General features: G+C 58.3%; 16 protein-coding genes. 4 read left to right on the plus strand and 12 right to left on the minus strand.

From position 1 onward, the window contains the following. Positions 1-26 precede the first annotated feature (26 nt). The 7 genes from F0155_RS20310 to mscL all read right to left on the minus strand — a co-directional run bounded on the left by F0155_RS20310 (position 27) and on the right by mscL (position 11,692). Positions 27-1,484, minus strand: coding sequence for an NAD-dependent succinate-semialdehyde dehydrogenase (locus tag F0155_RS20310; protein WP_150526398.1), 1,458 nt, complete (start codon positions 1,482-1,484; stop codon positions 27-29). Between the two features lie 138 nt (positions 1,485-1,622). Then, positions 1,623-2,012 carry a helix-turn-helix domain-containing protein gene (locus tag F0155_RS20315; protein ID WP_150526399.1) on the minus strand — a complete coding sequence of 130 codons (390 nt, stop codon included), beginning with the start codon at positions 2,010-2,012 and terminating at the stop codon, positions 1,623-1,625. A gap of 147 nt (positions 2,013-2,159) precedes the next feature. Next, positions 2,160-6,548 carry a translocation/assembly module TamB domain-containing protein gene (locus F0155_RS20320; RefSeq protein WP_150526400.1) on the minus strand — a complete coding sequence of 1,463 codons (4,389 nt, stop codon included), beginning with the start codon at positions 6,546-6,548 and terminating at the stop codon, positions 2,160-2,162. A 28-nt stretch (positions 6,549-6,576) separates the two neighbouring features. Further along, the gene (locus F0155_RS20325; protein WP_208999396.1) at positions 6,577-8,589 is read right to left on the minus strand and encodes an autotransporter assembly complex protein TamA; all 2,013 of its coding nucleotides are present in this window, start codon (positions 8,587-8,589) and stop codon (positions 6,577-6,579) included. 249 nt (positions 8,590-8,838) lie between these two features. Continuing rightward, positions 8,839-9,750: a bifunctional methylenetetrahydrofolate dehydrogenase/methenyltetrahydrofolate cyclohydrolase FolD gene (folD, locus tag F0155_RS20330; protein ID WP_150526401.1), complete on the minus strand. Its 912-nt coding sequence runs from the start codon at positions 9,748-9,750 to the stop codon at positions 8,839-8,841. 150 nt (positions 9,751-9,900) lie between these two features. After that, positions 9,901-11,076 (minus strand): AGE family epimerase/isomerase, encoded by a 1,176-nt coding sequence (locus F0155_RS20335; RefSeq protein ID WP_150526402.1) that lies wholly within the window; start codon positions 11,074-11,076, stop codon positions 9,901-9,903. A gap of 187 nt (positions 11,077-11,263) precedes the next feature. After that, complete coding sequence (mscL, locus tag F0155_RS20340) at positions 11,264-11,692, minus strand: large conductance mechanosensitive channel protein MscL (protein WP_150526403.1); 429 nt, start codon at positions 11,690-11,692, stop codon at positions 11,264-11,266. Between the two features lie 215 nt (positions 11,693-11,907). Here mscL and F0155_RS20345 point away from each other — a divergent pair, with 215 nt between their 5' ends. Continuing rightward, positions 11,908-12,423, plus strand: coding sequence for a hypothetical protein (locus F0155_RS20345; RefSeq protein WP_150526404.1), 516 nt, complete (start codon positions 11,908-11,910; stop codon positions 12,421-12,423). 15 nt (positions 12,424-12,438) lie between these two features. On the opposite strand, the gene F0155_RS20350 is transcribed toward F0155_RS20345, so the two are convergent. The 4 genes from F0155_RS20350 to F0155_RS20365 form a co-directional block, all read right to left on the minus strand. Next, positions 12,439-13,023 (minus strand): hypothetical protein, encoded by a 585-nt coding sequence (locus tag F0155_RS20350; protein WP_150526405.1) that lies wholly within the window; start codon positions 13,021-13,023, stop codon positions 12,439-12,441. 79 nt (positions 13,024-13,102) lie between these two features. Beyond that, positions 13,103-13,351 carry a hypothetical protein gene (locus F0155_RS20355; RefSeq protein WP_150526406.1) on the minus strand — a complete coding sequence of 83 codons (249 nt, stop codon included), beginning with the start codon at positions 13,349-13,351 and terminating at the stop codon, positions 13,103-13,105. A gap of 80 nt (positions 13,352-13,431) precedes the next feature. Then, positions 13,432-13,656, minus strand: a complete 225-nt coding sequence (locus F0155_RS20360) for a hypothetical protein (protein WP_150526407.1) — start codon at positions 13,654-13,656, stop codon at positions 13,432-13,434. A gap of 173 nt (positions 13,657-13,829) precedes the next feature. Further along, positions 13,830-15,371, minus strand: coding sequence for a trimethylamine methyltransferase family protein (locus F0155_RS20365; protein WP_150526408.1), 1,542 nt, complete (start codon positions 15,369-15,371; stop codon positions 13,830-13,832). Positions 15,372-15,748: 377 nt separating this feature from the next. Here F0155_RS20365 and F0155_RS20370 point away from each other — a divergent pair, with 377 nt between their 5' ends. The 3 genes from F0155_RS20370 to F0155_RS20380 all read left to right on the plus strand — a co-directional run bounded on the left by F0155_RS20370 (position 15,749) and on the right by F0155_RS20380 (position 20,516). Continuing rightward, positions 15,749-18,310 carry a GcvT family protein gene (locus F0155_RS20370; protein ID WP_150526409.1) on the plus strand — a complete coding sequence of 854 codons (2,562 nt, stop codon included), beginning with the start codon at positions 15,749-15,751 and terminating at the stop codon, positions 18,308-18,310. A gap of 307 nt (positions 18,311-18,617) precedes the next feature. Further along, the gene (gene bmt, locus F0155_RS20375; RefSeq protein ID WP_150526413.1) at positions 18,618-19,640 is read left to right on the plus strand and encodes a betaine--homocysteine S-methyltransferase; all 1,023 of its coding nucleotides are present in this window, start codon (positions 18,618-18,620) and stop codon (positions 19,638-19,640) included. A 54-nt stretch (positions 19,641-19,694) separates the two neighbouring features. After that, positions 19,695-20,516, plus strand: coding sequence for a DUF1194 domain-containing protein (locus F0155_RS20380; RefSeq protein WP_244303556.1), 822 nt, complete (start codon positions 19,695-19,697; stop codon positions 20,514-20,516). 207 nt (positions 20,517-20,723) lie between these two features. Here the strand turns inward: F0155_RS20380 and F0155_RS23480 are convergent. Then, positions 20,724-21,130 (minus strand): hypothetical protein (locus tag F0155_RS23480; RefSeq protein WP_161599855.1); only part of this gene is annotated, 407 nt, incomplete at its 5' end.

Genomic DNA, 21,130 nt, shown 5'->3' on the forward strand with positions numbered 1-21,130 from the left:
CCTTTTTTATTAGGCGTGCGTGATGACTAGATGCCCAGGCCGCCAATACAGGCGTATTTGATGTTCAGGTAATCATCCAGCCCGTATTTTGAGCCTTCGTTGCCGATGCCACTGTCCTTGAAACCGCCGAACGGAGCAACTTCAGTGGTGATCACACCTTCGTTTACGCCCACAAGCCCGTATTCAAGGCCTTCCATCACTCGGAAGGAGCGGCCAAGGTCACTGGTGTAGAAATAGCAGGCAAGCCCGTATTCGGTGTCATTGGCCAGCGCAATTGCTTCTTCTTCGGTTTCGAACTTGAAGAGAACAGCAAGCGGACCGAATGTCTCTTCCCGTGCAACGCGCATGGTGGTGGATGCATTGGTGACGAGGGTTGGGGCAAAGAAAGTGCCGACATTTCCAACGCGGGAGCCGCCGGTCTGCAGCTTGCCACCCTTATCGAGTGCATCCTTGAGATGGGCTTCTACCTTTTCCACGGCAGCTTCGTTGATGAGCGGGCCTTGGGTTACTCCAGCTTCCAGCCCGTTGCCCGGCTTCAACTCCGCTTCAATTGCGGCCGTCAGTTTTGCAGCAAAGGCGTCGTAGACACCGGACTGAACGTAAACCCGATTTGCGCACACGCAGGTCTGCCCGCTGTTGCGGAACTTGGAGGCAATGGCGCCTGCCACAGCCTTGTCCAGATCTGCATCGTCAAACACGATGAAGGGTGCATTGCCGCCCAGCTCCATCGATATCTTCTTCATGTGGCGACCGGCTTTCTCCGCCAGAAGCTTGCCGACGCGGGTCGAGCCCGTGAACGTGATCTTGCGCAGCTTCGGATTTTCGCACATCTCGTCGCCAATGGCGGCAGCGTCACCGGTCACAATGTTGATCACACCCTTCGGCAGTCCGACCTTCTCCGCCATGACACCGAAGGCGAGGGCAGAGTAGGGAGTAAATTCGGAAGGCTTGATCACAATCGTGCAACCGGCAGCAAGGGCTGCCCCAAGCTTGCGGGCAATCATGGAGTTCGGGAAGTTCCACGGCGTGATTGCACCGGCAACTCCGACTGGCTCCTTGGTCACCAGCAAACGGCGATCCGCCCAGGGGGAAGGAATTGTGTCGCCGTAGATTCGCTTGCCTTCTTCGGCATAGAAGCGGATGTACTTTACGCCAAGCGCAATCTCCCCCTTGGCTTCAGCCAAGGGTTTGCCCATTTCCGTGGTCAAGAGGATCGCCAGATCATCGATCTGGTTCATGATTGCGTCGCAAAGCCGGTGCATATGTTCGGCGCGCGCATCGGCAGTCAGGCGTCGCCATGCTTTTTGCGCGTCATGTGCTGCTGCTATCGCGTCTGCCGTTTCTGCTCGGCCAAATTTCGGGATTTGACCGATAGCCGCACCTGTCGCCGGGTTGGTCACTGCAAGCGTATTGCCGCCTTGTGCTTCCTTCCACGAACCATTGATGAAATTGGCATTCCTCACCAGTGTCGGATCAAGCGACATTCTTCACTCCCGTGCCTTGTCACAAGCCCAGCGGCTTTGTGATCACATTATCTGACTAAAGTGATAGGCGGGGGACAATAAGTTCGCAAGGTCGAAAGCAAAGGAAAGATTGTTCCTGTCGCTTTGCCGCAGATGCAATCAGGTGAGGTCGTCTACCTGAGCTTTAAGGCGGGCGAGTTCTTCAGTCAGGGTGGCAGCCTGTTTCAGAACCTTGTCCAGGGATTGGCGCAGCAATTCGATTTCGCTCGCCGTTTCATCCATCACAGGCGAGGCACCGCGCCCAACGAGCAGCCACGTGGGGCTGACATTCAGCAATCCTGCGAGCAAGACCAGCTTGTTTGAGCGTGGTTCCGAACGATCGCTTTCCCAGCCCTGAAGGGTTGACGACTTCACGCCAAGCCGTCTGGCAAGCTGCGCCGTCGATAGTCCGGTAGCATCACGAGCCCGGCAAATGCGTTCTCCGATTGTGTAGTCGCTGCACTCAGTCATGCCGGTCTCTGGTAACTCCTTCAGATAGGTTATGTTCATCCCTAGTCTCCACACTCGGTTCGGAGTTTCAAGCCTTCGGTCGTGAATGCCACCCTTGCATGTCGTGTAGCTGCGCTGCAACCGCAGTGTCGGACCTGCGCAAGGTAATGACGGACATGGGGCATGCCATGGAGCAAATTGACAGCGTCAATACTCTCTTTCAAAGAAGATACCGGCTTTCGAGGAGCCGTCGGCCCCAACTTCGCCGCGCAACTTGAGGCCCCGGTCAAGATCGATGTCGACCTGAACACGGCTGGAGTCCGACCCGGTCCCCTGTTCCACCCCGAGATAAATATTCTCGTTGATGTACTTGCCGACAGATACCGATGTTTCGCCATCGCTATCCGTGTTGATGTCGATTGCATCGAGCCCCAAGGAACGGCGGATCTGCGCCAGTGGGCCATTGTCGCTGCCGCCTGTCAGAGTGCGAATGGCAGCTGCAAGCTGAGCTACCTGTATCGCCGAAAGATTGCCGACGCTCTTCCCGAATAGCAGGAGCGCGAGAACTTCGTCCTGAGGACGTTCTGGAGACGAGGTGAAGGAGATTTCCGGATCGCTGGCCTCGCCGGACACGCGGACGTTGATCTGGGTGCTGGCCACGGTGGTTGTGGCCACGAAATTGATCACGGGCGTAAAGGATCCGGAGAAGGTGGCAGTGCCGGTCGAAAACAGCATCCGGCGTGTCAGGATGTCCAGTTGTCCACGGCGTAGATTGAAAGCGCCGACGGCTTGCGGATTGTCGGTGGTCCCGGCAATTCTCAAATTGCCTTCCAGCTCGGCATCAAGGCCGCGGCCGCGAACAAAAATGCGCCCCGGAGCTGACACTGTCACATCGAGACGAGGAGGGGCGTTGCGTCTCTCGCGTGCCTTTGCATCGGGTTTCTCACCGCCCATTTCCTCGAACTGCCTTTGTACCGCAGAGGGGGCGTTGACGTGTTGAATGGCAACGGGTGAAACGGCCCCGGACAGGTTTTCGGGGATTGAGATATCTGCGCGGTTTATCAGAATGTTGCCTTGAACCAGAGCGGAAGCCACAGCGCTCGCGAGCGGGCCTTTGAGGCTGATCTGGGAGTTCACGGTCGCCGCAAGCAGGCCGGGTTGGAGATAGCGTCCATCCCGAATGGTTGCCGTCAAATCAGCGGGCATTCCGTCACCTAGGCCGACACTTCCCGATGCGGACAAGCTGCCGCCGGTGGAGAGGTTGGCCGTTACGGAATTTACCGCAATTCCGTCCTGCGTGACGCGAATGCCACCGGCGACGTCCTGCAGCTTCATGCCGTTGGCAAGGCTGGTGACGGTGACGGTGGCCGGTTTGACATCGAGTGCATAGGCCGGTGCCTTTGCATTGCCGCTAACTGATCCCGAGACGGTAAATGCCCCGACTGCGGAAAGGCTTGCCTGCGTGAGCGGTTTTCTCAAGCTGGCGAGAGGAATCGAGCCGTTCACGGACAGATTTAGCGGCTGTGGGGCGGTCAGGCCGACGGTGCCATTGGCGGCCAGCTTCAATCCATCTGAGCCGGAGATAGATGTTTGCTGTGTGACCTTGTTGTCCGCCAGCTTTCCGGAAGACGAAAGCGCCAGTGGCGAAAGCCCGTTTTGCTTCAGCGGTGTTGCCGTCAGGCCCGCGCCGGAAATCGTCCAGCTGGCCACGGGAGCGCTCGTGCTGCCTTGCGCCTGAACTGTTCCGTCGAGCGTCCCTGCAAGGCCGAGGCCCGGACTGAAAGCGTTCGCAAGGGCAATTGGAATCTGCTTGAGTTTCGCATCCACATTCAGCGTGTCACTGACACGGCCCGACAAGACGAGCTGCCCGCTTCCAAGGGCCAAGGCCAGGGGCGAAATGGTGGTTGTGCCTGCTTGCTGGACGATCTTTGTCGGTGCAGCCAGGCTGGTCTTCAATCCCTCGAAACTGCCCCGAAACTCTTTCAGGTCGAGCTCGATACCATCCTCGATCGCGGCAAGGTTGGCCTTGGCGGAAAGGCCGTCGCCTGAGTTGCCGGAATAAAGCTGAACCTTTGCGGCGAGAGCCGTTGTGGACGGACCGGGTTCTGCCGTGACAACAGCGGAGTGGATCGCCTGTGATCCTGCAAAGATGTCGGTCGCCTGAATGTGGGCCCGCAAGGTGGTCGGATCAATCGGGGTCGGAACGGTGGCATCAAGCGAGAGCTTGGCGACGGAGTTGTCGATAATGTCCAGTCCATTCCCGCGCAGGGACACCTTGATCTGATGCTCCCCTTCCTGGACACCGGCAACGATCTTGCCGGTCAACGTCCCGCCGATCTCTGTCAGCAGCAGCGGAGAAAGCTCACTCAGGTTTTCCGCTGTGATGGTCAGTTCCCCGTCAAGGGTTTCAACCGCGCGTGCCATGTCCGTGATCTTGAACTGGCCTTCCGCCCTGTTAGCGCCAAGGCTTGCCAGAATCGGGCTGATCGCGGTGGCTTCACCGGACTGTTCCACATCAGCCTTGACCTTGAGGGGAAGCTCTCCCAACAGGCCGCCGATATCAAAGGATCCTGTCGGCTTGTCGCGCGACAGGTGGGTTTTGGCGTTCAGTTCGAAGTCGGTGAGGGGCGTACCGGACAGGACGATCCGGTTTGATTGCGCCTTTGCGTCCAGATCAGGTTCGCTCACCAGACCAGAGGCATCGGCTTCGAAATCAATTGAGCCGCCAAGTTGCGGATCTATGCGCGACAGGTCAGAAAGCTGGCCTTTCAGGTTCAGGGACAGCTGATCCTTGTCGATATGCCCGGAAAAGGCAGACGAAAGTGCATCGCCGGATACAGACACGGACTCAAGATCTAGTCGGTCGGGACCGCTGACGCCAAGGGCGGCGCTGACATGGGTCCGGCTACCAAGAATGCCGTCGACTTGGGCAAATCCGGATTTGACATCATGGCCTGTCAGGTCAATCCGCGCCTTGAATGTCTTGTCTTGCGGCCAGGCGTTCGCCTCAAACCTCCCGCCAATGGCACCGGCAAGCGTCTGTCCTGAAAGGGCGTTGAATGCGGAGAGGTCTGCTATTCTTAGTTTGCCGCTCACATCCGCCTGATTCGGCGTGAAGACAAGGCTTGTCAGGTCGACGGTTGCAAGGTTGCTGGTCAGACGTGCAGTTGCCAGATTGACGGATTCGGTCTCTGTTTCCAAAGTGCCATCGACATCCAGCTTGAGACTGCCGTCAAAGGTCGGCAGGTCAATACCGTCCACTTTCAAGCCGTCGACAGCTGCGTTGATCTTGATCGGAGAAACAACACCCTCGCTAGACACGGCGGCCCCCTTGCCGGAGGCAACGAGTGTTGCTGATTGATAGCGGGCTTCCGCCAGAACAAGCGTATCGGACTGCATGTCGACTGACCAGTTGAGGTCTGACAACGCCCCCTTGGCCAGAACGCCGAGGCGTAGCGGCCCGAAAGTAATGTCGCGATCCGCAAGCTGCAGCGCGATCAGCGCGCCTTCGCCTGCAGAAATCTCCGAAAAGACCTTGGCTTCAAGGGCTTGGGTGTTCGCGTTGAAGGCACCGTCCCCCTTTAGTTTCACCGTCTGGGTCGACAGGTTGACATTACCGCTGACAGGCAGGAATTCCGGCGTCAGGGCCACTTTGCCCTTGGCCATGGTGGTGCCGAGGAGAAATGCGGAAAACGCAGGCGGCGCCAGCGGTTCCAGTTCTCCGGACAGGTCGAAATCGACGTCATAGCCGCTGGTCGTTTCGCCGATGCGGCCGGTTCCGTAGGCTGTCTTTCGCCCATCCAGCGCGATTTCGAGTTGGGCGGCCCAGTCCTCGACAGGACCGCTGCCGGACAGCGAGATATCCAGCGCCGGAAGCCCTTCCATCTGTGCGAGGGCGGCAATGAGGCCGCCACGCGGCTCATGGACATCGAGGTCAAAAGAGAGAACGCGATCCGAAGGCACAAAGGTCGCCTTGGCGGCAATGCTGCCATCGATGCCGTCGTTACGGGCCAGAGAAAGGTCACCGGTAACGGCCAGAGGGGACGGCACTGCAGTTGCCTTGGCCCTGACCTCAAATGACAGGGGCTCGCCTGCAAAACTTTCGCCGATGTCGAGTGTTCTCACCAACAGGGAATCGAGTTGCAGTTTAAGCCCAAGAGGAAGCGTATCCGGGGTGGCTGTTTCGTCTTCAAACGACGGAGCCTCGTCCGGCGAAGGCAGGGGCGGGCGGGCAACTGCGATCTGGCCTGCTTCGATGGAAGCAACATGAACCGTCCTGCTGAAGAGCTTCAGGGGCGACCACGACACGCCGAGGGTGTCGATATCAAGCCAGATGCCGTTCTTGTCGCCAACCTCCAGACCAGCCAGCTGAATGTCGCTCAGTCCCGGGCTGACCTTCAGGCTCTCAAGGGTGACGGAGCGCGCCTGATCAGAGGCGAGCGAGCTGATGAGCCCTGCCGTTGTTTTCTGGCCGTAGGGAAATTGCAGAAAGACGACCAGCATTCCAATCGCCACGACAGGCAGCAGAATGGCCGCAGCAAAAAGCCAGAGAAGGCCTTTGAAAACAGGCTTAAAGAACAGACGCAAGAATTTCATGACCACGGGCCGAAAGGAATCAAGGGTGTCAGAAGGCCTGACTTAAACCTACATATAGGGCGAAATCTGGATCGTCCTTGCCCGGGTCAAGCGGAATGGCCGCATCGACACGCAGGGGACCGATCGGCGTGAAGTAGCGGATACCCGCACCAACCCCGATCTTGAACGGTTCGGAAAAGTCCGGAACCTCGTCTTCATAGGCGTTACCGGCGTCCACAAAGCCGACGATGCCAATGGTGTCGGTGACCTTGATCCGGACCTCGCCAGAGAGTTCAACCAGCGACCGGCCGCCGACAATCTCGCCGTTCACCCGCGGGCCGACATTGCGATAGGCATAACCGCGGATCGATCCGCCGCCGCCTGCAATGAAACGCCGGTTGGCTGGAATATCCTGAATGTCCGGCCCTATAACGCTGCCGGCTGAGACCTTGCCTGCCAGGACAAAGCGTTTCGCGTCATCAAGGGCGACATAGCTGGACGCTGTTCCGCGCACGAACAGCATGGCGTTTTGCTGAAGCGTGTCATAGGCGGGCTCAATGGCGATGACACTGAAAATACCCTTGGTCGGGTTCAGCTTGTCGTCACGCGTGTCCCAGGTCAGGTCGCCGGGTGTGCTGACCAGAAGATAGTCGGAATTCCCGAAGACATCTTCCTCGTTTGCATAGGTGACAGCAGCACCGAGACGTCCGTTCAGCTGTTCGCTGAACCGGCGATGGTAATAGGCATCGTAGGTCACCCAGCGACTGGTATAGGCATCCGGGTTTTCCTGTTTTGCCGTCAGGCTTGTCGTGAACTTCGTCAGCGGACCGAAGGCGCCGGGCTTTTCGAAGGCAACACGGGCCGAATATTCCATCTGGCCGATGTCATTGTTTCCGATCCGTCCGACCGATCCTTCAACGGACAAAAGCTCGCCTCGACCGAAAAGGTTCCGGCGGCGCCAATAGGCCTCCAGACCAACACCTTCCGAACTGGACCAAGAAGCCCCGGCACCGATCACATGGCGCTTGCGCTCGGTGACTTCGATCGTGACGGGCAGAGAACCGTCGGGGCCGACTTCATCGCCTTCGACAAAGCGAACAGAGCCGAAAATGCCGAGTTCATTGAGTCGCTTGCGCGCCTTTTCTAATTCTTCGGGTGAATAGCGCGCGCCTTCCGGCAGCATCGCATAGGTCGCCACGAAATCGGGATCTGTAACTTCGGTTCCCGATACAGAGACGGGGCCGAAATGCGCCTGTGATCCGGGAACGACCTTGAGCGTTACATCAAGGGTTTTTGTCGCATGGTCGGCAACAATGATGCGTTCCGCGATCCGGGCCTTGGGGTAGCCCTGATCGCGCAGATCGGTCGTCAGGCGGCCCTCGGCCGTGCGGACTTCGCCAGACTTGGCGATCGCACCAGGGCGCAGGCCCCAATCGGCAGCGCTCTGCGGCAGATCGGGCTGCGCTCCGTCCGGGCTTTCATACTGGATGGAGACATCGCCGAACTGGAACTGCGGTCCGGGATCAACGGAAACGGCGACCTTTGCAGGAGAGGCGCCAGGAACACTTCCGGTTTCAAGAGCGGTTTCAAGCGGCGTGCCGTTGAGACGGATGTTCACCGTGCCGCCGTAATAGCCTTCCGAATAAAGCTGGCCGATCAGTCGCTCGCGATCCGACAGGGCGCGCGAAATCATGCCGGCAACGCCGGACGGCGGCGTCTCGACCTGCGAAACAAGACCAGAACGGGAGCGCAGGGTCTCTTCCAGTCCCGAGTCTGCTGTGCCCGTCACAGTCAGGTCCGCGGTATAGGCAAACGGATCTTCAACCGCTGGGGTCTCGTCCCGATCGGGCTCGAAAAACTTCAGTCCGAAGATCTCGAAGGCATGCGCCGGGCTGGAAGGGACGGAAAAGGCGAGAAAGAGCGCAGTTCCTGCCAGCAACACCGATTTTGCGAGACGGGAGGCCGACTGTTTCGTGCGTTCGGAAAGCACAGCAATACCGTTCCGGCAAAAGCTCTCGCGATTGCCGGTCGAAACGCTCAATTCCGACGGTCTACTCTTCACTCACTGCCGCCTGTACACGGGTTGGCTCCATCCCCGCCTGCATCGCAGGCAATCATGGCACTATAAAGTGTGTGCCCTGAAAAATCCCTATCAGAAATCGTAGGGATTGAGCGTTAAAAATCTCTGTTACCCGAGCGTTTGTAACGTCCGTGGGAAAAATTGCCAAAATGACGCAGCGGAAAAAATGGAGCCCGACCGGCACAGGTTCGAGCTCCATGAATCATCACTATTGTAACCCGCAAAGGGCGATCAGAAGATCGGCTCAGCTTCCGGCAAGCCGAGCTGACGGCGGGCGGCGGTGACCGTGTTGGCCATCAACATGGCAATGGTCATCGGTCCGACACCGCCGGGAACCGGCGTGATGGCACCAGCGTGGGCCGCAGCTTCTTCGTAGGCAACGTCGCCGACGAGGCGGGACTTGCCTTCGCCCTTTTCCGGTGTGGGAACGCGGTTGATACCCACATCAATGACCGTTGCACCCGGCTTGATCCAGTCGCCCCTGACCATTTCCGGGCGACCAACAGCTGCGACCACGATGTCTGCAGCGCGGACGACATCCGGCAGGTCCTTCGTACGGCTGTGGGCGATGGTGACCGTGCAGCTTTCCTGAAGCAGCAAGCTGGCCATCGGCTTGCCGACGATGTTGGAGCGACCAACAACCACCGCGGTCTTGCCGGACAGGTCCGTGCCAAGTGCGCGCTTGATCAGCACGAGACTGCCGGCAGGCGTGCAGGGAACAAGGGCGGACGAGCGTTCACCGGCAGTGAGAAGCCCGACATTGATCGGATGGAAGCCGTCGACGTCTTTTTCCGGCTTGATGAGGTTCAGAACCTTGCTCTCGTCGATATGACCGGGGAGAGGCAGCTGAACCAGAATGCCGTGAATGGCCTTGTCCTCGTTCAGGCTCTGGACAAGGGCAAGCAAATCGGATTCCGAGGTTTCTGCCGCGAGCGCGTGCTTGACTGAGTGAAAGCCGCAGGCCTCTGCCGTCTTCTGCTTGTTGCGAACGTAGACCTGGCTGGCAGGGTCTTCACCAACGATGACGACAGCAAGTCCGGGGCGGGTGCCGTGATTGTCCAGGAGGTCTTTCGACCGGCGGGTAATCTCTTCGCGAACGGACTCGGCAACCGCTTTTCCGTCAATGACTTGTGCTGTTGTCATGTTCCCTGCCTGCTTTCGGTTTCGGGTGGAGGAGGATGTGAGCCTGTCTATAGAGGCCATGCTTCGGCAGGAAAAGACGATTTGCGTCTTTTCCTGCTGCACTTTCGTCATCAACGCGTTTTGATGAGGGTCTTGTGGGGTGTTGTGCCCCTAAAGCGTATCTGCGTAGGCCTTCAGTTCGCTGATCGCGCAGACGATGTGGTAGAATGAGCTGGCAGGAGCCGGTTCCTGCTTGAAGGTGCCATCTGCCTGAAACTTGTCGTACCAGAGCCCGGCAGGAACATCGGCGTAATACTCCTCCAAAGCCTCGCAGGCGGAGACAATGTCTTCCTGATATGCGCTCTGCTCCACCCCGAAGGACAGGCAGGCGAGCGCACAGGCTGCTTTGATCCATTCCGTCTGGCCCCAAAGGCGGGCAAGGGGATCATGAACCGAGAAATCATCGTAAAGCGACATGATGGCGACCTGCCGATCGCGGTCGATGCCATGGGTGCGGCCGATCTGGTACAGGCGGCGGGCAGCGTGCAGGGCAATCGGCTCCTTGCGGGACGTGCCCCAGCGGGCCAGAAGCCATGACCATTCAAACTGGTGGCCGGGTTCCATGATCCGGCCCTTCTCGCCGGGCATGGGAGACCAGTCGTGATCGAAGAACTCGCGCAGGCCGCCGCTCACCGGGTCGATGAAACGGGTAAGGGCAAGTTCACCGATCATGTCGGCAACGTCTGTCCAGCGGGCATCCGGCTCCACCGCTTCCAGCGCCAACATGGCTTCAAACAGATGCATGTGCGGGTTGGAACACAGCGGCAGACGGTCCGGATTATCCTCCCGAAAGCCGATTTCCGGGTGAGCCAGCGAGTCTTGCAGATAGTCCATCATGGTATGAGCTCGGGAAAGTGCATCCTCCCGCAGGTCCTCGTAGATCGCCGCCACATTGGCAAAGGCGAACAGGGCAAAGGCCTGATTGTAGAGGTCGAACCTGTCGTCCGTGACCGTTCCATCCAGCGCGGCACTGGAAATCACCGTTCCATCCGCCTTGAAATAGGTCTTCAGATACCAGTCGTATCCGGTGCGGCTGATTGTGGTCCACTCACCGGTCCAGCCGAGGCGTCCGCCTTCGATAAAGGAATAGATCTGCCGTGGCATGACGCGCGCGCGGCAATCACTCTTGGTTGCCGTCTTGTCTTCCAGCGAGATCGTTTCGGCAAAACCGCCTGTTTCGGCAATCCGTCCGGCGCTGCCCCAGATCGGAAGCGCGTCGTCGCGTAGCCAGGCAAGGTGGTGGTTGGTCTTTTCCTTGACCTGGGAAACGAGATCGGAAGGGGACATGACAGGGCTTTCCGGCAATTGATTTGGATGAATTGTATCGCAAAACGTTACAATCGCGTGTGTGCCGCGCTGATAATCCGTTTTGGTGTTCGGGTCGAGGGCGGAGAGCCCCCAATCGCCTTGGACGCACAACGAAAAAGACCCGCGCGGTGGCGGGTCTTCTTGCACATTCGTAGGGCGAAATGTCTTACTTGCGCAATGCGTCCCGAATTTCGGTCAACAGATCGATTTCGCTCGGACCGGCCGGAGCTGCAGGCTCTTCGGCCTTTTCCTTTTCAGCCATGGCCTTGATCCGGTTCACGTTCTTGACCAGCATGAACACCACGAAGGCAATGATCAGGAAGTTGAAGACGGCCATGAAGAAGGAGCCGTAGGCAAACACCGCCGCACCGGCCTCACGCGCTGCTTCGAGGGAGGCATAGGTTGCCTCGCCGCCGCTGAGGACCACGAAATTGTTCGTGAAATCGATACCGCCGGTAAACAGGCCGATAATCGGGTTGATCAGGTCATCGACCATGGATTTGACGATTGCCGTGAACGCAGCACCGATGATGATGCCCACGGCCATGTCCATTACGTTACCCTTGGCGATAAACGCCTTGAATTCTTCAAGCACTTCCCAAGCTCCCTGAGCTGTCTTCGTTTTTCTACGTACCATTAAATTCAAATTGTTTTGATTTACAAGGATGAAAACTGCAGTAGCAAAGCGCTTCTTGTGCAACATGTACCAACAAGTCTCGGTGGGCTTTCGAAAGTCTGCCGTTGCGGAATATCGCCTTGGTCGGCTATCGGGGGGCAGGAAGCCCCCTCAGGTTATGGCAGGTCAGGACATTGGCAGACGAACAGCGAGACGACACTCTTGAAATCACGTATTCGCAGATTGATGCCTCCCGCGCGCTGCGGCGATTGCGAAAGTTGGGACTGAAGAGCCCGAAAGATCATCTTGTCGTTGAACTGGCGCGCTCCAGCCTGGTCATTCTGCCCGCGGTGCTGTTCGTTTTCGGGGTGGTGACGCAATCCCAGCTGATCGCCTTTTACATCGGCTATTTCGCCCATCGATGGTTTCAGAAATACGCTAAAGACCGGCTGCTTGCATGGGCGGGTCCCGCAGAGTTTCTCCGCGCCAGTTCACAGGATGGGACGGCGCGGCTCAGCAAGGACGGCTTGCGCTTGATCGGCGCCAAAAGCGACATCTTGCTGCGCTGGCCGAGCGTTGCGATCACACAGGTTGGGAACGACTTCATCTTGCGCATCGCACCGGAGCAATCGGTCCCGGTCCTTGAAAAATGGCTGCCGGAGGGATGGACTGCCGACCGGGTGAGGGCTTGCCTGCGCGAGTGGAGCTGAGCGGTCTGGTTGTAACTATTCGTATTTCTTGCAGTTTACCTGCAGCAGCTTGTTGATTTCGCTGGCGAGGTCTTCCTGGAAGATAGAGGTGTTGTCGTGCAGGCCGGCAGCTGTCCAGAGGGCTCCGCTGACTGCGTAGGACGCGTCGATCTTTGCCACGTTGAAGGTGGTCTGGTTCGCGTGGCCGTTCTGGAATTGAACTGTCGGGGCAAGGGTCACGTTTGCAAGTTGTGACTGCGCTCCCTTGTCCGAGGTGCAGGACAACACATGCTCGGGAAAGGTGAGGACGGCTGACTTCGAGGTGAGGGCGTCCGTCAGGTCCTTGCGCGGGAGCTTGAGGCGCACCGAACAGATGGCTCCTCCATAGCTCCAGTCAAGCCCGGCCTTTGCCGCTGCCTTTTGCAGTTCGGCCTCTGACCATGTCTTGCGGATCGGGCAGGAAAGACTGCCGCTGGTCAGCGAGCGATTGACCGACTGGCAAATCTGCTTCTCGCAGCGCAAAAGCTCTGTGCGCTCATCGGCGAGCGCTGCGGGTGTCGCCGCCAGAAGCAGGGCGATTGCGAAGGCCGGTTTTGCTAGTTGCAGGGGCTTTGAAAGCATTTTCGTTCCAGTAAAAAAATTAATTACCCTGCGGAAACTATCGATGAAGTGTAAATAAGAAGTGTCGGTGGTCTCCGGTCTATTGGCTTGTCTGAAGCCAGGAAATTGTTGATTTGGCCTCCACTTCACAGTCGGGTAGCTGGCCGAACAACCCTGATGTGTCCTGAACCATCCAGAATCCATCCTCGAACACGCCCTCATCCATGTCACATGGATGCCACCACACGAAGTGCTGCCAACGGCAAAGACCCTTTTCCGGAAGTGTCTGGAACTCCACCTTGCTTTGAGCGTCTGCGCTCACGATCTGCTTTACGCATTGCCAGGTCATTAGTCTGGAGCTCACTGCAAGGGGATAGAAACAGGTAGGGCAAGGGCCACGCAGATTTCATGGGGAGTGACTGCTGTCAATCAATCGGCCGCACACCTGCCATTGATTTTCACCGTTCCATTGTTGCGCAAATCTCCGCAAACCTGTCCGTTGACGACTGCAGTCCCGCCTTCATCCACAACCAGATCCCTGCAAATCTGGCCGTTGACGATCAGGTGTCCGCCAGCGCGTACAAATGCGCTGCCCGTTAGCTGGTCGTCCAAAATGCGTTCGGAAAGGACTTCAATGTCGCCGACATGTTGCATGGAAACTCCCAAATTCAAATTGAAGACATGAAGAAAACCAAGCCTGAATTCAGGCGACGCTGAGGCATGTTACCACTTCGTAAGTGTGGCGCTGCTCGAAAATAGATGCAAAAAATCCCGGCCACTTTTCAGCGACCGGGTTCCTTGTTTTTCAAACGCTCAGTGGCTGCTGATCAGACGTTGCTGTCCGGGAAGCTGGCCTTGCGTTGGGTCATGAAGTCCTGCAGCGCTTCGTCGATGGCCGGGTCAAGGTCCGGGCCGCGATAGGACGCCAGCTGTTCCTTCCAGATCTTGTTGGCGCGCTTGGCTGCGTCCAGTTCGCCATCCGCCAGCCACTGCTCATAAGAGTTGTTGTCGGCGATCTGCGAACGGAAGAAGGCGCTTTCGAAGTTGCGCTGGGTGTGGGCCGCGCCGAGGAAGTGGCCACCGGGACCGACTTCTTCCAGTGCGTCCATCGCCATGGCTTCGTCGGAAAGATCAATGCCTCTGGCGAGAACATGCATCATGCCCAGCTGGTCGGCATCGAGGATGAACTTCTCATAGGACGAGCACAGACCGCCTTCCAGCCATCCTGCGGCGTGCAGGCAGAAGTTGACGCCGCTCTGCAGGGTCGCCGTGATGGTCTGCGCGGATTCTTGCGCTGACTGCGCGTCCGGAACCTTGGAGGCCGTGAAGGACCCGCCGGAGCGGAAGGGCAGGTTCTGGCGACGGGCAAGCTTTGCTGCGCCGTTGAGCAGGAGAGAGCCTTCCGGGCTGCCGAAGGTCGGTGCGCCGGACTGCATGGAAATGGAGCTGACGAAAGCACCAAAGACGACAGGAGCGCCCGGACGGATCAGCTGGGTGAGGGCGCAGCCTGCAAGGGCTTCTGCCAGAACCTGAGCCAGCGTTCCGGCGACTGTGACGGGGCTCATGGCTCCGGCCAGAATGAACGGGGAAACAATGCAGGCCTGATTGTGCTTGGCATAGAACTTCAGCGCGCCCAGCATGGTCGCGTCATAGACCAGCGGCGAATTGGCGTTGATCAGCTGGATCATCACGCAGTTCTGGTCGACAAACTCCTCGCCAAACACAAGCTGAGCCATCTTGACCGAATCTTCGGCACGTTCGGGCGCTGTGACCGACCCCATGAACGGCTTGTCGGAATATTTGATGTGGGAATAGACCATGTCGAAGTGGCGCTTGTTCACCGGCAGGTCGACCGGTTCACAAACAGTTCCGCCCGAATGATGCAGCCACGGCGAGATGTAGGCCAGTTTCACAAAGTTGCGGAAATCTTCGATCGTGCCATAGCGGCGGCCCTTGTCGAGGTCGGTGACGAAGGGAGGGCCGTAAACCGGGGCGAGCACCAGATTGTTGCCGCCGATTTCCACGTTGCGCGCCGGGTTGCGGGCGTGCTGGGTGAATTGTGCAGGAGCGGTTTTCACCAGTTCCTGCAGCATGCCTTTTGGAAAGCGGACAAGTTCGCCAGTAACTTCGGCGCCGGCCTTTTTCCAGATCTCAAGCACTTCCGGATCTTCACGGAACTCGATGCCGATTTCGGCCAGAATGCGATCTGCATAGGCTTCGATACGTTCCGCGCCTTCGTCACTGAGGACTTCATAGTTCGGAATGTTGCGGCTGATATAGGGTGTTGTGACCAGTCCGCCGCCCGTCATGCGGCGATCCCGGCGTGCAGACCTGCCGCGACGGCCAGAAGATGCTGCGACATCAGACATGGATGGACTCCCTGAAAAAGTGAACTGTCATGGTTGCAACGAGTCTTATGCGCCTTGGGGAATTGTCGCGGCCCATAACCGTCTTAACCTACTCTATTTGCGGCATGATACGAATTGACCACCCATCATTGGCTGGTCACTGCAAGTCGGCTTTGCAGGCGGTGCCCCGACCTGATTTTGGCAGCGTCGTGTCGTGGCGATAATGCCGATGTGACGCAAATACGCTATCTGCCCTGTCGGTCACTCGCAATACTGTCTTCTAAATGTTCACGAAGCACACAGCGTCGTCAGCTGCGACGTTGAAAGGCTTGTGCCCCGCAGGAGGGGCGAAAACGCGTATCAAAGCCGGGATCCGGTTGATTGAAAAGGAAGAGGACATGTCAGCATTTCCTGACAAGGCACGAGTAGTCATCATTGGCCTTGGCGGTATCGTCGGCGCGTCGATCGCCCACCATCTCATCGAGCGTGGCTGGGACAATATCGTCGGCATCGACAAGTCCGGCATTCCGACCGATATCGGCTCCACGGCCCATGCGTCCGACTTCTGCTACACGACGAGCCATGACTATCTGTCTGTCTGGACCACGCAATATTCCATCGATTTCTTTGAAAAGATGGGGCACTACGCGCGGGTCGGCGGGCTGGAAGTTGCTCGCACCGGCGACGATGCGTGGATGGAGGAAATCAAGCGCAAGGTGACCTCCGGCAAGGCGTTCGGCACCAATGTGCGCCTCGTTACCCCGTCTGAAATCAAGGAATTGTTCCCCCTGATCGAGGAAGATCAGGTGCAGGGCGGCATGTTTGATCCTGATGCGGGCCTCGTCATCCCGCGCTCGCAGACGGTTGCAGGCAAGCTGGTTGATGAAGCGGAAAAGACGGGCAAACTCAAGGCCTTCGCCAACACGCCCGCCCAGTCCCTGATTGTCGAGGGCGGCAAGATCAAGGGCGTGAAAACCCATCGCGGCACCATCATGGCAGATCATGTGGTCGTCTGCGCCGGTATCTGGGGCCGTCTGATTGCCAATATGGTGGGTGAAGATCTTCCGGTGATGCCGGTTGACCACCCTCTGACCTTCTTCGGGCCGTTCAACGAGTTTGAAGGCACCGGCAAGGACATTGGTTATCCGCTGCTGCGCGACCAGGGCAACTCGGCCTATATGCGCGACACGGGCGATCCCAAAACCGCGGAAGGTGGGCAGATCGAATGGGGCTACTATGAGCCGGAAAACCCGCGCATGTGCCACCCGCGCGACATTCTGGAAAAGGATCAGGCGCGCCTGTCGCCGTCCCAGCGCGACCTTGAAATGGAGCAGGTGATCGAGGGGCTGGAACGCGCCATGGAGCTGACGCCGATTCTTGCTGAACTCGGCTATAATGAAGGTCACTCCTTCAACGGTCTCCTTCAGGTGTCTGCGGCTGGTGGCCCATCCTGCGGAGAAAGCCAGAAGGTGCGCGGCCTTTGGTACTGCGTTGCCATCTGGGTGAAGGACGGCCCGGGCTACGGCAAGCTGATTGCCGACTGGATGACCGATGGGCGGACGGAGATCGATCACAACTCGATCGACTATTCCCGGTTCTATGATCACCAGATGACCGAAGAGTTTATCGAGGGGCGGTGCCGGGAAGCGGCGCAGAAGATCTATTTCCCCGCGATCCATCCGCGCGAGCCCTATGCAACGGGCCGCAACATCAAGCGATCGCCGTTTTATGAGCGGGAAGTGGAACTTGGCGGACACTTCATGGAGCTTGGCGGCTGGGAACGCGCCCATGGGTATGCAGCCAACAATCATCTTCTGGAGAAATACGGCGACAAGGTTCCGACCCGCGAGAACGAGTGGGACAATCGCCATTTCTGGCGGGTGTCCAATGCCGAGCATCTCGCCCTCAGCGAGGATTGCGGCATCATCAACCTGTCGCATTTCTACATGTTCGATGTGGCAGGGCCGGATCATGTGGAGCTGATGGAATGGCTGTGTGCAGCCAAGATTGGCGGCGACGCCAATATCGGCAAGGGCATCTACACCCACTTCCTGGATGACGAGGGCATGGTGCGGGCGGACCTGACTGTCTTCCGCATGGAAGACCGCTGCCGCATCGTGGATGGGGCGGATGCCGGGCCGCGCGATCTTCACTATGTGCGCCGCATGGCCGAGGACAAGGGCTACGACGTCACCGTCACCGATGTCAGCCAGGACTTCACTACGATCGGCATCTGGGGGCCGAATGCCCGCGAGAACCTGAAGAAGGTGGTGGGCGATCCGGCAGGGCTGGACCCGGAAAACTTCCCGTTTGCGGGTATTCGCCAGATCGAGATTGCGGGCAAGCAGGTGACTGCGCTGCGGCTTTCCTATGTTGGCGAGCAGGGCTGGGAATTGCACATGAAATACGAGGACGGCCTTGCGGTCTGGGATGCGCTGCGCGGCCTCGGCATCATGGCAGTTGGTGTTGAAACCTACGCAAACTCCCGCCGTATGGAAAAGTCCCTGCGTCTGCAGAATGCCGACCTTTTGACCCAGTACAATCTCTATGAAGCGGATCTGGCGCGCCCCAAGGTCAAGGAAGCCGACTTCCGGGGCAAGGCAAAGCATCTGGAATACCGCGCCCGCGACAAACAGCCGGCCATGCTCTGCACGCTGGTGATCACGGAAAACACCGATGCATCGGGCGTCAAGCGTTACCCGGTCGGTGCGATGCCGGTTCAGGACCCGGAAACCGGCAAGACGCTGGTCGATGAACTGGGCCGCATTTCCTACACGACCTCGGTTGCTTATGGCCCGACGATTGGCAAGAACATCGCGCTCGCCTATCTGCCGCAGGCTTATGCCCAGGTCGGCCGCAAGCTGCAGGTGGAGTATTTCTCCGAGAGCTACCCGGTCGAAGTGATGGGCGTCGGCTACGCACCGCTGTACGACCCGGAAAACCTGAAGCCGCGGAGCTAGGTTCCCGATCCCTCCATCGTCATCCCCGACTTGATCGGGGATCGGCGAACCCGGAAGGGTCGAGGTGAAGTTCGGGGCTCTCCGATCCCGGCTCGCGCGGTGCTTGGCCGGGATGACGGCTGTGAGTTTGATGCCGCCCCGGACACCGATCCGGGGCATACTTGCGATTGGATCGAGGCCCCGGTTAAAGACCGGGGCGGGGCGGACCACAACATACCAAAACCCGCGTGGACATCTGCGCGGGTTCTGCTATTTGGCTAGGTGCATGAATTTCGCAGCGGAAGCTGCTTGGGCGGGCAAGAGAAACATGTCGAGATTTGAAGACCTTCTGGCGAGCAAGGGCGCGCTTCTGGCGGATGGGGCAACGGGAACGACCCTGTTTGGAAAGGGGCTGACCTCCGGGGACGCACCGGAACTGTGGAACGTTGACGAGCCGGAGAAGATCAAGGCGTTGCATCGCGGCTTTGTAGAGGCCGGTTCGGATATCATCCTCACCAACACGTTCGGGGCCAACCGGCACCGGTTGAAGCTGCACAGTGCTGAAGGGCGAGTGACGGAGCTGAATGCAGCTGCCGTTCGTCTGGCTCGCGAGGTGGCAGAAGAGGCGGATCGGGACGTTCTGATTGCCGGTTCCATTGGCCCGACCGGGGAGCTGTTCCAGCCACTCGGCGCACTCAGCTATGAAGAGGCTGTCGAGGCCTTTGCAGAGCAGATCGACGGCCTCATCGAAGGTGGAGCAGATATTCTCTGGGTGGAGACCATGTCCGCGCCCGAAGAAATGAAGGCGGCTGCAGAAGCTGCAAAAGGCAAGGGCGTGCCGCTGGTGATCACCGCCAGTTTCGATACCGCAGGCAAGACCATGATGGGCCTGTCTCCGAAGGGCATGGCGCAGCTGAAGTCCGAGTTCGCCTGTGAGCCTGTGGCTATCGGGTCCAATTGCGGCGTCGGGGCGTCCGATCTTCTTGCGGCCATTTCCGAAATCACGGAGGCCGATCCTTCGGCCATTGTTGTTGCCAAGGCGAATTGCGGCATTCCGCAAATCAGGGGCGATGAGGTCGTCTACACTGGAACGCCGGAGTTGATGGGCAAATACACCCACATGGCGCTGGATGCAGGCGCGCGGATCATCGGCGGCTGCTGCGGTACCTCTGCCGGTCACCTCGTTGCCATGCGCGCCGCGCTCGATGCCCATGTGAAGGGCGAGCCCCCGACACTGGAAGCCATCATCGCGGAAATCGGTCCGCTGGTTTCTCCGCCAAATCTTGAAGCGGATGCAGCCCGTGAAGCCGACAGCGGTTCCGGTCGCCGCCGGGGCCGTCGGCGGGGGTAGGTCGCCCCAAAAGCCTGTTGGGCGGGGCGGCAAATTTGGGGTAATCTTGCCGTCATGCGCAAGATGGGTCCATGCCGCCTGATTGTTTCTGCCATGCTTGTCCTTTGCTGGGGGCTCCCGGCAAAGGCTGCTGAGCCTGTCGATGTGGCACTGGTTCTGGCGGTCGATGTCTCTCGGTCCATGTCCTTTGACGAACTGCGTATCCAGCGGCAGGGGTATGCGGCGGCAATCTCCAGCCCGGAGGTTCTGCGTGCCATCGGGCAGGGAGTGCATGGTCGCATCGGCGTGACCTTCTTCGAATGGGCTGGCAATCATCATTTTCAGAAGATCATCGACTGGACGGTTATTGAAACCGAGGCTGATGCGGTTTCCATTGCCAACCGCCTGTTGGAGGAAAACAGTCTCGGCGCGCGCCGCACCTCCATTTCCGGGGCCATTCAGGCCGGAATGCTGCTGCTGAACGACGTGCCTTTTCCCGCTGATCGCCTCGTAATCGACATTTCCGGCGATGGGCCCAACAATCAGGGCCTGGCCGTGACCGAGGCGCGGGACATGGCAGTTGCCAGAGGCATCGTGATCAACGGCCTGCCGCTGATGACCAGTGGCGGTCTCGGATCGCAGTACAATATCGACGATCTGGATGAGTATTACCGGCGCTGCGTGATCGGAGGACCGGGAAGTTTCGTCGTTCCGGTCACCAACTGGCCGCAGTTCCCGGATGCTGTGCGGCGCAAGCTGGTGCTCGAAATCGGTAACCATGCCGCCGAGCCGAAGGTCTGGAAGGCGCAGATCACCTTCTCAAAACCCTATGACTGCCTGATCGGCGAGAAGATCCGTCAACAGCGTGAGTGGCAGTTCGACAACGATAGCCGGTGAGGGCGATTTTTGCTGGGCCCAAAGCCTCTGCCAACATCCTCGGCCTTGTGTCTCGGATCTAACGAATTCAAAGGCTTACGGACGCTCTGGTCAGGGCCAAGTGTGACGAGGGAGATGAGAGTTCGGATCCCGCGCATGGTGGTCTTGTTAGGGTAGTAACCATCCCGATGAACTGGAGCAAGCAATTGAATCTGTCATATCACGACCTCATCCTTTGAATTTTTCATTGCAACTACAACCCAGTTCGCAAACGAGTATATATCCTTCGTCTTTAACGCCGGTTCCATTGTACAATCCGTTTTCGTCAAGACTAGAACCCTTGAATATGCTTAAGTCATAAGCGAAAAAGTAAATAAAAGTTACGTCCTTATCTTGAATAATACTAATTCCACCTTTCGAAGAATTCTTTATATATCTATATCTATCGTATGGCTCAGTTAGATTTTGGGATCGATATGTTATTCGGCCATCAGTATCAGGGCCAGCATATTGGCAATTTTCCAGTCCCCGTTGGGCAATGCATTCTTTAATCAGGTCAATCGCTTCATCTACGATAGGCTGATCAGCCCCACCTAAGCGGTCCAGTTTGAATGTTAGTGCATGATTAGCCTGGG

It is taken from the genome of Roseibium sediminis, from assembly GCF_008711325.1.
GTDB classification, from domain to species: domain Bacteria; phylum Pseudomonadota; class Alphaproteobacteria; order Rhizobiales; family Stappiaceae; genus Roseibium; species Roseibium sediminis.